The following is a 16,789-nucleotide window of genomic DNA, read 5'->3' on the forward strand; positions in this document are numbered from 1 at the left end:
GTGCATTGTCTAATAATCATTTATATTTTATATAGTTTGTGTTCTAATAGTTCTATATTTTAAATTACTTATTAATTGTTAAATTCTTATCTTTTCTGTGCGACAAATGACCCTTATTTTTAACTAATAATAATTCTGCCATTATACCAAATGCAATTTCATTTACTTCGTTAGAGGAAATATTAAGTCCTACAGGAGCATAAACTTTATCCAATTTATCTTCTTTTATACCTTCTGTCATTAACTCCTTTTTTAAAGTCGCCCACTTTTTGCTACTTCCTATCATGCCTATGTATGATGGATTTTCTTTTATTATTTCTCTTAAAGCTTCTAAATCTTTTTCATATTCTCTTGTAGCTATTACTACATATGTATTTTCATCAATTCTTAATTTATTTAATATCTTGGCTATATTTCCAAAATAAACTTCATCTGCTAATTTAAATCTTTCTTTATTTCCAAATTCTTCTCTATCATCTACTAATATGGTATGAAAATCTAAACTTCTTGACACATTGTATATATTAAATCCTACATGACCCCCACCTACTATCAAAAGTCTTGGTCTTGGCTTAAATACTTTTATATATCCCGATACACTTCCCCCGCATTGCATAGGTGTATCTTTTGAACTTTCATTTAAAGAGTGAATAAATAAACTATCTTGTCCCGATTCTAGACAAGCTTCACATTTAGTTATGACTTCATGTTCTAAAATTCCTCCACCAACAGTTCCCATTATACTTTTATCATTGAAATAAGCAAGTGTAGCACCAGCTTTCCCTGGACTAGAACCTTTTACTTGTGTTAACATTGCAAATGCTACTTTATTTCCGCTTTTAAGTTCATTGTTTATTTTATCTAAAATTTTATTATGCATATGCATTCCTCCATGGTTATAAAATTTTGATGTTTATATTTTATAATTTATTTATCTTATTAAAATATGCCACTACAACTTCTAAAACACTTCCCGCTATACATCTTGCTTTATCTGATATGGTATAACAATTTTCAACTTCATCTATTCTTGGATCTATATCTAATATTTTAAGCTTACTTATTATATTCGACTTTTCCCTTATAATTCCTCTTAAAACGCCATGTATACTTGCTCTTACTTCATGTTTTACGTCATTATTGTCTTTTACATAAGCAATTATTTGATTTTTCTTAACTATGTCTCCTATATTAGCTAAATTTGTAATTATTCCGCCGTATTTTGAATAAACTACTCTTTCTTTACTTACTCCATTTATACTTCCTGGTACCCCTGTATTTTTTAAAGCATAACCTTCATTTATTATTTTACCTAAATTATGACCTCTCATAGTTTCAATAACTACATCAACATCATCTCCAGCACAAAATCCTGGACCTAATGCTATTGTCAAATCAGCCATGTTTTTATTTGTTCCAATATTTTTCTTTGCAATAATGGCATCAATTACTATTTTAGGTTTTAGCTTTTTTATATAATTTCCTAACGGATCTACTACTAAAGCAACCTTATTATCTTTTAAAACTTCATATATTTCATTAATATCTTCACACAATCTACAATGTACACCTTGTACTGTGACTTCCTTTTCATATACAGCTTCGCAAAACGATACATACCTTCTTATAGCTAACGGTTTTTCTACTTCTAGTGTTACTACTTTAAAGCCACATATATTAAGTTTATGTATTACAGCACTTGCTAAATCTCCAGCTCCCCTTACTATTATTATGTCTTGCATATATTCCTCCAAGCTTTAAATTTATAAATCAAATTCGTTATAATATAAAAATAGTATAAGAAGTTTAAATATAAACTACTTATACTACCTTTATTAATTAATATTTATCATATTTATCTATGTCTTCATTTTTCTTTTCTTTTTGTCTCTCAATTATTTTAATTATAAGAAATATTATGCTTCCAATAACTAAAATTCCTGGTACTAATAGCCCAAGCATAACTGAAATTAATACACATGCATTACTACTCAACATCTTCTACTACAACTCCAGTTCCATAGGCAAGCATTTCTGCTGCTCCCTGCATAACTGATGCTGAAGTTAATCTAAATCCTATTATAGCATTAGCCCCTTGTGATTTAGCATCTTCTACCATTCTTCCTATTGCTATTTTTCTAGCTTCTGTCAGCATTTCATCATATCCTGTAAGTTCTCCACCTACAATTTGCTTAAAACTAGCACCAATATCTTTTCCTATATGCTTAGCTCTTATAGTACTTCCTTTTACTAATCCTACAACATTAGTGATTTTTTTTCCTGGAACATCCTCGATAGTTAATATTAACAAATTTACCCCCTCCTCTCACACTCTACTTAATAAAATTATAGCATATATAATATATTAATTTCACATGCTACATGTACTTCATTTATATAATATGATTAATTTACAACTTTGATCTACATGATTACACTCTTTTCAAATTAAATAATTTATACTACTCAAACAAATACTCATATTCACTATAACCATTTTCTATCATTTTATCTCTTGGTATAAATTTCAATGCTGCAGAATTTATACAAAACCTTATACCACCTAATTCCTTTGGTCCATCATCAAATACATGACCTAAATGATTGTCACCTTCTTTGCTCCTAGTCTCAACTCTTTTCATCCCCTGTGAATAATCATATCTCCCTACTACACATTCACTATTTATAGATTTAGAAAAACTAGGCCATCCACATCCTGAGTCAAATTTATCTTTTGATGAAAATAATACTTCTCCAGTTACAATATCAACATATATACCATCTTCTTTATTATCATAGTACTCATTATTAAATGGCTTTTCTGTCATATTGTTTTGAGTTACTTGAAATTGTAAATCAGTTAAATTTTTCTTTGCCCAATTTCTTTTTACAAAATCAAATCTTTTGCTTCCTTTATAATATCTATCATAGTGTTCTTTATTTTTTTTATAATATTCTTGATGATATTCTCCCGCTTCATAAAAAGTACTAGCCGGTATTATCATTGTAACTATAGGTTTTATATAAATTTCTCTTTTTTCTAATTCTTCTTTTGACTCTATAGCACTATTTTTTTGTTCTTCATCATGATAAAATATAGCTGTTTTATATTTATGACCTCTATCATTAAATTGTCCACCTTCATCAGTTGGATCAATTTGATTCCAAAATACATCTAAAAGTTCTCTGTAATTTATTACTTTATCATCATAAGTTATTTGTATAGCTTCTATATGTCCTGTTGTATCCGTACATACTTCTTCATAAGTCGGATTTTTGGTATGACCACCAGTATATCCTGATACAACTTTTTGTACCCCTTCATATTGATCAAAAGGCTTTACCATACACCAAAAACACCCTCCTGCAAATGTAGCAAGTTTTTTCATATTATCAACTCCTCAAGGAAATATTTATATTCTTATATATTCCCTAAGAAAACATTTATTAATCAATATATTATAAAGGCGCCTATTTGGCGCCTCTGTTATTTACTACATTTTCGAATATATCTTTTAACTAATTCATTAACATTTTGTGACTTCATAATTTGAGACATTACAGCAATATCACCACAATATTTATATGTTTCATATGCATTATCTGGTGTTATTCCTCCAAGAGCTACTATTTTTGTATTAGTTATTTCATTTGCATCTTTTAATATCTTTATACCTTTAGGCTCTACATTTTTCTTGCAGTCTGTTTCATATATATGAGATAAGGTTATATAATCTATTTTTATTTTTTTATCCTTCATTATTTTTTCAATATATATTATTTCATCTATGCTATGTGTTGAGATTCCTAGTATTTTTTTATTATCAAATTCATACTTATCATTTAGCTTTTGCTTAAATAATTCAAATGGAAGATGTATTCCGTCGGCCTTTACTTCTTCAAACACACTAATATTACTATTTATTATTAAATTTGCTTTAAGACCTTTATCTACTAAATTATAATTTATTGTTCTATATAAATTAGCAAGTTCATCATTCTTTAAATCTTTTTCTCTTATTATAATATTTTCTACTCCACTTTTAACAGCTTCACATATAATATCAAAGTACCTATACTCATTACAAAGATGCCTATTAGTTATAAGATACATTAAAATCTCTCCCAGTCTTTAAATATATGTTGATATCCAATACTTTTTAACATTTCTTTTACATCTAAAACAGTACTTTCATCACTTATTTTAAATTGAGAGGTATCTTCATCACCTTGCGAATGACCTCCAACATCTGTTGAAACTCCTGCACTTAGTTTTGTTACTCCAAGAGGTATTAAATTTTTTCTTAAATCTAGACTTTCTCTAGTCGATAAATTTATCCCTCCATGGTTATCAAACAGTCTCATACAAAGCATGGCTTGAACTAAATCAATATCACTAACTTCTTTTATCCCTTCATAGCACCCTTTAAAAGGTCTTATTCTAGGAACCGAATATGAAAGTTCTACCTGAGGGTAATTTTTTCTTAAATATTTCCCATGCAATAACGTAAAGAAAGTTTCTTTTCTAAAATCATTAAGTCCTAAAAGTGCACCTATTGATAAACTTTTCATACCAGCCTTTGCTCCTCTTTCTGGTGCATCTAATCTAAATTTATAGTTAGATTTAGGCCCTTTTATATGAACTTCTTTGTAAATTTTTTCATCATATACTTCTTGATAAACTGTAAGAGAATCTACTCCTTTATCTACAATATAGTGGTATTCATCTACTTCCATTGGATAAACTTCAATGGCTATTGATGAAAATTTAGATTTTAATATTTCTACTGCTTGACCTATATATTCAACATTTGAATGTATATTACTTTCTCCAGTTAATAATAGCAAGTGTTTAAAACCTTCTTTGGAGATAGCTTGCCCTTCTACTTTTATTTCATCAATATTTAGTTTCTTTCTTTTTATGCCACTTTCTACATTATAGCCACAGTACACACATTTATTTATACAATAATTTGCTATATACATAGGTGTATATAATGATATTATTTTCCCAAAATACTGATTAGTTATAGCATTAGATTTTTGAGCCATTCTTTCTAAATATTTTACTGCTTTTTTAGAAAGTAAGTTTAATAAATCATGTTCATCTAAGTTGTCTTTTTCTAAACTTCTCTCTACATCATATTCTGTAACGCTGTTCATATACTCATCTATATCAAAATTTTCATAGCTTTTTATCACTTCATAAAAACTCATATTTGTTGCCCCCTATACAGCCTTCTATAAATTAAAATCTATATTTATTTTTTATTACTGCGCTGTTACCACACTATCTAAAAATCCTGTTAATGGAGACGATGCATTAGCGTAATTTGATACGCTTCCACATTTTGCAATATAGGCTTCTCTTCCACCTTCTACTGCTAATTTAAAAGCTTTTGCCATTTTTATAGGATCATTTGCTGATGCTATTGCAGTGTTTACTAATACTGCTGCTGCCCCCATTTCCATTGCTTCCATTGCTTGTGATGGCTTTCCAATACCTGCATCCACTATTATAGGTATATCTAATTCTTCTATCATGATTTTTATCATTTCTTTCATTTTAATTCCTCTGTTAGAGCCAATAGGTGATCCCAGTGGCATAACTGCTGCTGCCCCAGCTTCTATAAGCCTTCTACCTGCATAAAGGTCTGGTGTCATATATGGAAGTACTACAAATCCTTCTTGTGCTAATATTTTTGTAGCTTTTATTGTTTCTTCATTATCTGGTAATAAATATTTATTGTCTGAAATAACCTCTATTTTTATGAAATTCCCGCATCCCATTTTACGTGCTATTCTTGCTATTCTTACTGCTTCTTGATGATTTGTTGCTCCTGATGTGTTTGGTAATATTGTCATATGATTTGGTATGTGTGTTAATATATTTTCTTCCCTATTATCTAAATCAACTCTTCTTAGTGCCATAGTGATTATTTGACTGTCACTTTCTTTAATTACCTTTGGTAATATATCATTAGAACCGTATTTGCCAGTTCCTATTAAAAGTCTACTATTAAACTCGTGTCCACCTAAAATTAATTTATCCATATTTCCCTCCTGATTTTTTAATTAAATTTAATTATTTATTAGAATCTGCATAGCTAAATTAGCCATATGATTAGCACAAATAGCAACTCTTGGCGCCATAAGCCCTTCTCCTATTTTGGCTTCATTTACTAAATCTCCACATATATAAAACTTTTCTCTAATCTTTTTAGTTTTTATTATATTTGAATCATAATATCCTGCCATTCCTGATGATGCAATCAAATATTTATCTTTCATATTTATTAAAACATAATTGCTAATTTGAGCTTTATACTTTGGATTGTCAAAGGCTTCAATTATTATATCTACGTCATTAAATACATTCATATTTTCTTTACTTACAAGCATATTGTAAGTTTTTATATTTATAAACGGATTTATTTTAGATATATTCTCATACATTGCTTGTGTTTTATATTTACCTATATCATCTATAAAGTATTGTTGCCTATTGAGGTTTGATGGTTCTACAACATCAAAATCTACAAGAACTAATTGTCCCACTCCAATTCTTGCTAGAGATATAGCTATATTTGATCCTAATCCTCCAAGACCTAAGATTGCTATTTTTCCTTTTTTAAGTTTGTTGTGTACATTAGGAGTATGCCTTGCTATTAACAAGTTTTCTAACTCATCTAAACTTAAACTTTCCCCTTTTTTAATTAATGTAATCTTATCTTTCTCTCTAAGCATTTCATCTTTTTCTATTGGATGTCCATTTAAAATGACTACATCACTATCTTTTTTATATTCATCTTTTACTTGATAAGCAGTTATATTTTCTTTTACCTCTAGAAGCTTTTCATTTATAAAAATTTGCATTTTAGCCTCCCCCAACAAAGTTAATAAGTTCTATAACATCTTCTTCCTTTAATATATATTTTTCGAAATCTTCTTCTTCTAATATATCAAAGTTTACTTCTACTACTACTCTATCTTTGCTTATATCAAAATCATTTAATAAACTAAGTATATTTTTATCTTCTTTAAATTTTATCTCTTTCCCATTTACCTTCATCTTCTCACCCCTATCTATAATATAAAAAAAAGTGCTTATCCTTAATCAAAAGGAAAGCACTTTCATAATTTACGTACGCTAAATAATCTCTATTTATTAGTAAAATTATATTAAAAAGCTTCCCTTCGCAAGCATTACCTTGATCAGGTGGTTAGGGTCTTTAAGTTGAGGCTTTATTCTCAGCTAGCCAATTCTAGCTCCCCTAGCTCTAATTCTATTATTTATTTTTACAAGTTGAGTATAGCATAGTGATTTTATTACTTCAATATTATAATACATTTTTTTACATATATTTTTTTAATATTTTATTTACATTTTTTATGATTGACTTTATATTTTTTAAATTATATAATTATAAGGATTTTGTATCTAATTACTGCAAAATTTAACTACCCAGTTTGAATTTTAATTACATATATTTAATATACTCATATTTTTTATTTGAGTATATAAGTGTTGAACCCCCCACTTGAAAAAAACCTACAAGTGCGGGGTTTTTAATTTATTTAAGATTATTTTTATAATAGTTATTACCAAGGAGGAACTTAATGATAAAAAATACAATAACAAACTATCAAAAAGACAAAGAATTTTATAAGCACTTATTTTTAATTACATTGCCAATAGTGTTACAAAACCTGATAACATCATCTCTTAATATGTTAGATACTATGATGATAGGTAAGGTTGGTGAAATACAATTAGCTTCTGTTGGAATTGCTAATCAGTATTATTTTTTATTTTCACTACTTGCAAATGCTATTGCAATAAGTTCGGGTGTACTTATTGCTCAATTATATGGAAAGGGAGATACTAATAATATAAAAAGGGTCTTATCTAGATCATTATTTTATAGTATATCGTTAACTATTATATTTATGACTTTAGGGCTTTTAATACCAGAAAAAATAATAGCAGTTTTTAATAATGATCCTACTGTTATAAAAATTGGTGTTGAATACTTACAAATAGCCATAATAAGTTATTTTTTCACTACTATAACATTCACATTTGCCAGTGGGCTTAGAAGTATAGGTAATACTAAATTGCCTATGTGGGCAAGTTTAATCGCACTTATAGTTAATGGTGTATTAAACTCAATATTAATATTTGGACTCTTTAAAATGCCTGTTCTTGGTATAAAAGGTGCTGCTATAGCTACTCTTATAGCTAGAATAGTTGAATGTTTAATAGTTCTTATAACAGTTTATACTAAAGTAGATATTTTAAAGCTAAGATTTAAATATATCTTTGAATTACCTAAGTCACTGTCTTCTGCTTTAACATCTGTTACTATTCCAATACTTGCAAATGAAGCTTGTTGGGCATTCGGTAATATAACTTATGCAGCGATTTATGCAAGAATAGGCACTGGAGCTGCTGCTTCTATACAAATTTGTTCAACTGTAATGAATTTATTTATGATAATTTCATTTAGTCTTGCTAATGCATCTGTTGTTATAATTGGAAATGAAATAGGAGCTGATAAAAAAGAATCTGCAATAGAAGCATCTAAAAATATTTCTAGTTTAGCACTTAAAATATCAGCTCTTTTAGCAATAATCATGGCTTTAAGTGCGAAATCTATAGTATCATTCTTTAATGTTTCACCTGATGTTAAATTAGCGTCTCAATATATTTTATATATGTATTCATTAGTTATGGTAGTTAGAGTTTATAATAATGTTATGATAGTTGGTATCTTAAGAGGTGGTGGGGATGCTGCTTACGGTTCTATACTTCAAGCCTTAACTTTATGGCTAATAGGTATACCTCTAGCTTACTTTGCTGCATTCGTTCTTTACCTACCAATTTATTTTGTCGTTGCATTTGCTATGGTCGAAGAAATCATTAAAGTTATTTTAATGATGAGAAGATTTAAATCCTTTAAATGGATTAAAAATATAGTTAGTGATGATACTCAAATCGATTTACCTTTAACTGTATAAATATAAATTAAAATAGAAGCCTAACTAAGTTATCAAGAGTAAATTTTGATAAATATTAAAAAAGCTTAATTTCAATATACTATATATGTATAGTATGTTAATACTAAAAATAGGATATCTCTATTTTAGATATCCTATTTTTAGTTCGTATTATATTAAATTAGCGATTATTTTTTGTTTCTAAAAGTATAGGTACTATGTTAAGTATAATAGACATAATAGTCAAAATCCATAATGCAGTTTCCATATAAGGAACTACATCTAATAAAGCCGTCCAGTCATTCAATTTTACCCATTCAGATACCATAGTGTATTCTGAACAAAGTGTCAATGCCGTAAATGATAACCCTATAGCCATAGCAAGTTTATAATTTTTTCCAGATTTATACATATAAAGATTTATAAAAGTAGATATTATAGCAATCCCTCCGAATACTATCCACATATTTTTACCCCCATTAGAATTTTATTTATTTCGCATTAAATAACAATTGCGTATTAAGTTATCTATAATTATATCATATTTTACCAAAAGTTATAACTGCTTGTATATTTCAGCATAATCAACCTTAAGTTGTTCTTTAAGTTCTTGATTTTCTTCTTCAAGTCTTTTGATTTTTCTTTTTAAACTTGCAATAATTGCATCTTTGTTATTATCATTCATTTCTCTTTTAACTTGTGATGGAGTAGGAACTTGTGATTGCTGATGTCTAAGTGTTTCAATACGTTCTCTAATATCTTCATTATCATATAAAGTTTTTTTAGTGACCCCACTTTCATTTGCAACACTATTAAAATTAATAGCCTTTTGAGCCTTTATAAGTCTTTGAATTGCTTTATCAACCTTTTCTTGTGTAATAGCCTTACGTTTACTATGTAACTCTTTTAAATGTTTTGTACGGTTATAATTATTCACTTAATCCACCTTCTTTTTCAACTTATCTAATCTACTGTAAATCATACTTCCTTGATATATTTTAGAATAAATATCTTCATATAATTTTAGTAACTCTTCATTTTCGTTTACCATTTCAGTTCTGTTATACATTTTAGCATTTTCAATTATACTTTTAGTTGAGTTTATTAGTATTTCATACTTAATTGTATCACCTTCAAATGCTCCAACACATAAGTCTTTACATGGACTTCCATTATTACAAGTTAAGCAAGGTGGTTGTTTAGCATAACTGCATTTACCATTTTTTCTTTGCATACAAGTACCATAAGGTGTATCAATAGCATTTAACTTATGATTAGTATAGAGCATATCTATAATATCAGAAGGTATTTCTCCATCATTTTCTTCTTTTAATTTGTTGCTTTCATCAAAACTAAATATACCTTGTTTTATTGCTTTATCAAATACTCTTCTTTTGGTATCATCAAGTAATTTAGCATATCTCATTGTCATTTCAGGGGAAGCATGAGCTAATAATTCTTGTACTGTAAGTATATCAGCACCACCATTTAACATCTTTACAGCATAAGTATGTCTAAAAGAGTGATTTTTAAAATGATATCTATTTCCAAGTTCATCAGTTATATTATAATCTACTGCTAATACATTAAGTTTTTTTTGAATCCACTCTTGACTATATGGTTTACCTTTTCTCGAACCTTTATATCTAACAAATATATAATTATCTGGGTTATTGTCTTGATTACTGTATTTTTTAGAACTATCAATTAAAACTGCCAACATATTAGCAAGTTCATCATCAATAGGTATTCTATGACCTCCTACATACACTTTTTCTATATCTGTTGTTATCCAATATTTATTATTCAATTTAACTAAACAATCATGAGTTAATCCTAAAGCATCTGATACTCTAAGACCTGTTTTAAACATTACATAAACAACAGGAGCAACATCTTTATGAAGATTATCTATATTATCAAATAGTTGTTCTAACACAAAGTTTGGAACGTAATCTATTTGGTCATTCGACTTTTTAGGTACTTTAGGTTTATCATCTGGATATATCAAAACTCTAACATTTTTTATAGGAGAAATATCATATTCTCTAAGTTGAATATCTGATAAAAATTTTTGAATAGTATTCAATGACCATGCTACATATTGTTTAGGATTAGCATCTTTTCGTGTTAAATTCTCTTTAGCATATAGATTCAACCATTCTATATACTTTAATATATGTTGTCTTTGTAAGTTTTTTAAATCATTCCAAGTGGGTTCTAACTCACATATATAGTTTATGAATAAAGAAATTAATTTTAAATAATTCCTTGCCGAACTCCAAGAAAATCTATTGTTAGCAATTAATCTTTGTCTTATATATTTTTTTACTTCTTCTCTTATTTTGAGATTATTTATCTTTTCAAAATCTAAATTATATTCTTTAGAAGATTTACTATAAGTTATTCCATACTGTTCTAAATTTCTAACATTCCATTTGTCTTTTTCCCATTCTTCTCGTTCATCAGTCAAAGTATCAAAAGTGTTCATTATAAATTCTAAAAAATTAGCAATAGCAGTCTTATTTTCATAATCTTTACCTATTATATTTTTAGTTGTAAAAGTTTTTATATTTTTACTATCTAACCAATCTATCCATTGAATATTTGATTTTTCTAAATCTAATTCTTTGAATGAGTTTATATTAGGATATTTCTCATTGATAAATTCTGCTAATCGTCTAATAAACTGCGTTTGGCTTATTAGGGATGATTGCAAACTCCACTCATCAGAAAATAATTTATTATATACTATAAACTTCATTTCTTTATTTATATTTTCATTATTAAATGGAAAATATATATTTTTATTAGTATTTTTGTAGTTTTCAATTTGTTCTTTAAATTGCTCTATATCTCCAAAAAACTCTATATCCCATTTATCATTCTCTAAAAAATAAACTGTTGGTGTTTCTGTGTATGTTACCGATTTATCTTTATTTACTTTCTTTTCAGTATACTTTGATAAAATTTCAGTTATTTTATCATTAGAATTGTTTATTGTATCTTGTCTAAAAATACTTGTTATATTAGTTGTCATTAGTACCTCCTTTAGTTATCTTAAATGATGGTTGTGCTATCTCCCAATTAGCTCTTATATCTTCGTCAGAAGGGTGTAAGTACATATTCATAGTAGTTTGTATTTGAGAGTGTCCTAACCTCTCTTGTACTTGCTTTATATCCTTTGTGGTTTGATAATAGATAGTAGCATGTGTATGTCTTAAAAGGTGAGCGTGAACATCTATTCCAGTTTTCTTTTTAAGCCTTTTAAATAAATCACTAACATCTTGATATTCTAAAGGTTGTCCTTTATTTTCACCTCTTAGTTTTACAAAAACAAAATTAGTATCTATTTCTAATTCATCTAAAATATCATAAGCATAGTCATCAAATAAATCTATCAATTCTTGAGATATGTGTATTTCTCTTTCTCCTGTTTTTAACATTGCTCCATTAGAAAGTTCACCTCTGTCAACTAATTTAATTCTATGTCCTTTGTTATGGTCAAATTTAATATCTTCAATAAATAAAGATAAGGCTTCGCCAATTCTAAGCCCTGTTTCATACAATAATTTGATTAAAAATTCATCTCTTATATTAGTTGTAGCATTATATACCTTTTGCATTTCTTCTTTAGTCAGAACTTTAACTTTACGTCTTGGCTCTTTTATTTTAAGTATATTCTTGCTTGATGGTTTATCTTTATTTACATGGTGTAAAAATCCTTTATAGTGCTTATATCCTCCTGTGAAAACTTGCTTCATAAGTTTATCAACCATATCATTATCTATCTCTTCTGTTCTATACAAATAATCGTAGAAGTTTGTTACAACTGTGATAGTTAAGTTGACTGTTTTTTCTGTTCTCTTAGCCTTAGTAGGTTTAAGAGAAACAACTTTATTGTTTTCATATGGATTTCTAAGCCATCCTACAAAATTAGATAGTGTATTAATATTAACAGCTCTATAATCTACGTTTATTTCTTCAAGGTATTCAAAGTATAGTTTTAAAGAATAAGCATAGGTCTTTTGAGTATTAAAACTCTTTTCGCTATTATCTATATATTTCAAATATCTTGCTACTGGTATTATAGGTAATCCATTATCATCAATCAATAAATACCTTCTTTGGTTATTATTTAATTTTACTTCTTGTACTTTCATCTTTAGCTCACCTTCTTCTTACTTAGTTTGTCCTATATACTTAACGTTATACTATACTTAATACACTATTAACACTGACTACATTTAGTAATATACCTATATAAAAAAAGATATAGGATAAGTATATATAATATACTTACTATCCTACATCTATAATACTACATTTAACTTAGTTAGGCTTCTATTTTTTATTTGTATATTTTCTATCAATCTATTTTAATTAAATTACTTATATATCACAACATCCTATACCAAAAACTCCCGGACCTGTATGAGCACATATACAACTTCCCAAATTAACTTCTAACAATTCTTCAAGTTTAAATTCTTCATTTAATTTTTTCTTTAATGCTTCTAAATCTATATCTCTATCTCCACAACCTACTATAACTTGTTTTTTGCTTAAATCTTCTCCATGTTGTTCTTTTATAAGATCTACTATTTTGTTTATGGCTTGATTTTTACCTCTAACTTGAAAAATTGGTTTGATGAATCCATCTTCTAAACATAATATCGGCTTTATATTTAACATATTTCCTATAGTAGCCTTAGCTAATGATATTCTTCCACCCTTTTGTAGATAATCTAATGTTTCAACTGTGAAGAGCAAAGATGCATTATTTCTTGAACTTTCTAAATGATTTAATATTTCTTCTACATTCTTGCCTTCTTTAGCTAATTTAGCCGCTATAAGTACCATACATCCAATACCTATTGATAAAGATAAACTATCAAAAGTATTAATACTCCCTTGTTTAATATCATTTTTAGCCATTACAGCACTTTGGTATGTTCCTGATGTCTTTGAAGATCCTCCAATATATATAATTTTTCTATTTTGAGATATGTATTTTTCAAAGATATTTTTAAACGCCATATATGTTACTTGAGATGTTTTAGGAAGCTTATCATTTTCTCTAAGCATTTTGTAAAACTCAGCTTTAGTTATATCTATCCCATCCATATATTCTTTATCATTAAACATTATACTAAGTGGTACTATTTCTATATCATATTTTTGTACCAACTCAGCTGGTATATCTGCTAAACTATCACATATTATTTTTATATTACTCATTTTATTTGCCTCCATATTTACTAGCTTTGTATATTAATTCATTATATATATAATTATTTTTTATAATTATTATTATCTAGTACTAATATCTTATCACTATTTATATATATTTTTCAAGTATTACAGCTCTTATGCTTTCATATTTTACATATTCAGGCAAAACCTTCTTTATAGCACTTACCTTTTCGTCTCCAAATCTATTGCATGCATCTATTATCATTTCTTTTTCTTTCTCATTATACATAGACGCTACATCTATATCAAATTTTATACTTTGACCTTGTTTTACATAATCACAAATATACCCAAGGGCAGCTGACATAGACACTTCAACTTCCTCACATACATCTTTTATATCCTTCCCTTGATTTAATAAATCTAGGACTATTTCATCATTCTTTCTATTGTCTCCATCTAAGATAAGTTTAAGTCTTTTTTTATCTTCCCATTTAGGAGTTATATTGTTTTCATTAATATATTCCTTTACTATGTTTATAATATCTTCTCCATATTTATTTATCTTAACAGGACCTATTCCACCTATATCTTTAAGGTGTTCTTCATCTGTTGGATATCTTCCACTTATTTCTTTAAGTGTGTTGCCACTAAGTACCATATAAGATAACACGCCTTCTCGTTTTGATGCACTTAACCTAAATTCTTTTAGTTTTTCATATAGATTTTTATCTGTATTAACTTCAAAGTATTCGCTATCTTTAACACTAGTTTCTTTCACATTTTCTGTTTTATTTAATATGCTAGCCTTATCTATATTTTTCTCTACTAAATACTTTTCTATTATCTCTTCAAATAATTTACCATATCTTTCATACTTAATTTCCCCTACCCCTGATATGTTCATCATTTCATTTTTAGTAGTAGCATATACACTTGCCATATTTCTCAAAGTAGCATCTCCAAATACCATATATGGAGCTATACTTTCATTTCTAGCTATTTCACTTCTTATAGCTATTAATCTTTCGTATAATTCATTTTCCACATATCTTGATTTAGTAACCTTAACTTCTTTAAATTCTACTTTAATTTCTTTTTTTATAACCTTCATAGATTGCTCATTTAATCTTATAGTTGGATAACTTCCTCGAGCACCTAAATTTTCTACTATATCTAAAAATCCATGAGATACTAGAGTATTTATAAATGTTTTTAAATCTTCATTAGAATACTTTTTCATTATTCCATAAGTAGATAAACTATCAAATCCAAATTCTAAAACTTTCTTATTTTTAGATCCTCTAAGAACATCTATAATCATAGTTGCACCATAGCCTCTTTTCATTCTTGCAATACAGGATATGACCATTTGTGCATCTAGTGTCTTATCTACTACTTCACCTTCATTCAAGCAGTTACTACAATTATTACAATCATTTTCTAGACTTTCTCCAAAGTAATTTAATATACTTTTTCTATAGCACATATTACTATAAACTAAGTCCACCATTTGTTGAAGTTTTTTGTATTGAACCTTTTTTCTCTCAGGATTTTCTATTCCGACTTCCACTAAGTATTTTTGAGTATGCAGATCTCCTGGAGCAAATAGTAAAATACATTCACTATCTTCTCCATCTCTTCCTGCTCTACCTATTTCTTGGTAATAGTTTTCTATACTTTGTGGCATATTATAATGAATTACCCATCTAACATTAGGCTTATCTATACCCATACCAAAGGCATTTGTTGCTACCATTATTTTTATATCATCATTTATAAAATTTTCTTGATTTTCTTTTCTAATTTCTGTAGATAATCCTGCATGATATTTAGATACTGAATAATTTCTTTTTAGTAGTCCTTCATAGATACTTTCCACTTCTTTTCTAGTTGCTGCATAGATTATTCCACTTTCATTTTTATGATTTTCTACATAATCCATTAAATATCTATTCTTAGATGATGATTTAACTATATTTATAGATAAATTTTCTCTGTCAAATCCAGTTATATAAACATCTGGATTATTAAGATTCAATACTTTTTCAATATCTTCTCTAACTTCATCACTTGCAGTTGCTGTAAAAGCAGTTACTATAGGTCTAGTTTCTAGACTTTTTATGAAGTTTGGAATTCGCTTATAACTTACTCTAAAATCATGCCCCCACTGAGAAACACAGTGCGCTTCATCTATAGCAACTTGACTTACATTTTTACATCTTATTAAGTTTATAAAGTCTAAACTATCTAATCTCTCTGGTGCTACGTATATTATTTTATATTTATTTTCTTTTATATTTTCTAATACTATATTATATTCACTTGCTGAAAGAGAACTATTTATAAGTTCAGCTTCAACTCCCATCGTTTTTAGGGCATCTACTTGATCTTTCATAAGTGATATTAATGGCGAAATTACTATTGTTATACCTTCTATAGCTAAGGCTGGGACTTGATAACAAACAGATTTCCCTCCACCTGTTGGCATTATGGCAAGTACATCTTTTTTATTTATTATTGAACTTATAATATTCTCTTGCCCTTTTCTAAAACTTGTATATCCGTAATATTTATATAATATATCTAAAGG

General features: G+C 27.7%; 17 protein-coding genes and 1 riboswitch. Of the genes, 1 reads left to right on the forward strand and 16 read right to left on the reverse strand.

The features are described from left to right. Positions 1 to 64 precede the first annotated feature (64 nt). From AC11VW_RS05715 to thiS, 10 genes are all read right to left on the reverse strand, one after another. The gene (locus tag AC11VW_RS05715) at positions 65 to 880 is read right to left on the reverse strand and encodes an XdhC family protein (protein WP_484300434.1); all 816 of its coding nucleotides are present in this window, start codon (positions 878 to 880) and stop codon (positions 65 to 67) included. A 40-nt stretch (positions 881 to 920) separates the two neighbouring features. Then, entirely contained in the window at positions 921 to 1,742 is an 822-nt protein-coding gene (gene yqeB, locus AC11VW_RS05720; protein ID WP_484300435.1) for a selenium-dependent molybdenum cofactor biosynthesis protein YqeB, read from the reverse strand. Between the two features lie 97 nt (positions 1,743 to 1,839). Beyond that, positions 1,840 to 1,998: a hypothetical protein gene (locus AC11VW_RS05725; RefSeq protein ID WP_484300436.1), complete on the reverse strand. Its 159-nt coding sequence runs from the start codon at positions 1,996 to 1,998 to the stop codon at positions 1,840 to 1,842. Further along, entirely contained in the window at positions 1,988 to 2,311 is a 324-nt protein-coding gene (locus tag AC11VW_RS05730) for a heavy metal-binding domain-containing protein (RefSeq protein ID WP_484300437.1), read from the reverse strand. The genes AC11VW_RS05725 and AC11VW_RS05730 overlap by 11 nt, the downstream gene beginning before the upstream one ends. A 151-nt stretch (positions 2,312 to 2,462) precedes the next feature. Beyond that, positions 2,463 to 3,389 carry a peptide-methionine (S)-S-oxide reductase MsrA gene (msrA, locus tag AC11VW_RS05735; RefSeq protein ID WP_484300438.1) on the reverse strand — a complete coding sequence of 309 codons (927 nt, stop codon included), beginning with the start codon at positions 3,387 to 3,389 and terminating at the stop codon, positions 2,463 to 2,465. A gap of 98 nt (positions 3,390 to 3,487) precedes the next feature. Then, the gene (locus AC11VW_RS05740; RefSeq protein WP_484300439.1) at positions 3,488 to 4,114 is read right to left on the reverse strand and encodes a thiamine phosphate synthase; all 627 of its coding nucleotides are present in this window, start codon (positions 4,112 to 4,114) and stop codon (positions 3,488 to 3,490) included. Then, positions 4,114 to 5,217, reverse strand: coding sequence for a 2-iminoacetate synthase ThiH (thiH, locus tag AC11VW_RS05745; RefSeq protein WP_484300440.1), 1,104 nt, complete (start codon positions 5,215 to 5,217; stop codon positions 4,114 to 4,116). The genes AC11VW_RS05740 and thiH overlap by 1 nt, the downstream gene beginning before the upstream one ends. 54 nt (positions 5,218 to 5,271) lie before the next feature. Beyond that, complete coding sequence (locus AC11VW_RS05750) at positions 5,272 to 6,054, reverse strand: HisA/HisF-related TIM barrel protein (protein ID WP_484300441.1); 783 nt, start codon at positions 6,052 to 6,054, stop codon at positions 5,272 to 5,274. Positions 6,055 to 6,081: 27 nt separating this feature from the next. Continuing rightward, the gene (thiF, locus tag AC11VW_RS05755) at positions 6,082 to 6,876 is read right to left on the reverse strand and encodes a thiamine biosynthesis protein ThiF (RefSeq protein ID WP_484300442.1); all 795 of its coding nucleotides are present in this window, start codon (positions 6,874 to 6,876) and stop codon (positions 6,082 to 6,084) included. Between the two features lies 1 nt (position 6,877). Continuing rightward, a complete protein-coding gene (gene thiS / locus AC11VW_RS05760; RefSeq protein ID WP_484300443.1) occupies positions 6,878 to 7,072 on the reverse strand; it encodes a sulfur carrier protein ThiS in 195 nt (64 codons plus the stop codon). 103 nt (positions 7,073 to 7,175) lie between these two features. Beyond that, positions 7,176 to 7,286: riboswitch (TPP riboswitch) on the reverse strand. 334 nt (positions 7,287 to 7,620) lie between these two features. Between thiS and AC11VW_RS05765 the strand changes: the two genes are divergently transcribed. After that, positions 7,621 to 9,021: an MATE family efflux transporter gene (locus tag AC11VW_RS05765; protein ID WP_484300444.1), complete on the forward strand. Its 1,401-nt coding sequence runs from the start codon at positions 7,621 to 7,623 to the stop codon at positions 9,019 to 9,021. Positions 9,022 to 9,181: 160 nt separating this feature from the next. On the opposite strand, the gene AC11VW_RS05770 is transcribed toward AC11VW_RS05765, so the two are convergent. From AC11VW_RS05770 to recQ, 6 genes are all read right to left on the reverse strand, one after another. Beyond that, positions 9,182 to 9,466 carry a hypothetical protein gene (locus tag AC11VW_RS05770; RefSeq protein WP_484300445.1) on the reverse strand — a complete coding sequence of 95 codons (285 nt, stop codon included), beginning with the start codon at positions 9,464 to 9,466 and terminating at the stop codon, positions 9,182 to 9,184. A 90-nt stretch (positions 9,467 to 9,556) separates the two neighbouring features. Next, on the reverse strand, positions 9,557 to 9,937 hold the full coding sequence (locus tag AC11VW_RS05775) for a DUF6262 family protein (protein WP_484300446.1): 381 nt from the start codon (positions 9,935 to 9,937) through the stop codon (positions 9,557 to 9,559). After that, the gene (locus AC11VW_RS05780) at positions 9,938 to 12,040 is read right to left on the reverse strand and encodes a tyrosine-type recombinase/integrase (RefSeq protein ID WP_484300447.1); all 2,103 of its coding nucleotides are present in this window, start codon (positions 12,038 to 12,040) and stop codon (positions 9,938 to 9,940) included. Continuing rightward, positions 12,030 to 13,163: a tyrosine-type recombinase/integrase gene (locus tag AC11VW_RS05785; RefSeq protein ID WP_484300448.1), complete on the reverse strand. Its 1,134-nt coding sequence runs from the start codon at positions 13,161 to 13,163 to the stop codon at positions 12,030 to 12,032. The genes AC11VW_RS05780 and AC11VW_RS05785 overlap by 11 nt, the downstream gene beginning before the upstream one ends. A 229-nt stretch (positions 13,164 to 13,392) precedes the next feature. Then, positions 13,393 to 14,241 (reverse strand): DegV family protein, encoded by an 849-nt coding sequence (locus AC11VW_RS05790; RefSeq protein WP_484300449.1) that lies wholly within the window; start codon positions 14,239 to 14,241, stop codon positions 13,393 to 13,395. Positions 14,242 to 14,341: 100 nt separating this feature from the next. Further along, on the reverse strand, positions 14,342 to 16,789 hold a 2,448-nt coding region (gene recQ, locus AC11VW_RS05795; RefSeq protein ID WP_484300450.1), incomplete at its 5' end, for a DNA helicase RecQ.

This window comes from Romboutsia sp. (assembly GCF_056995035.1).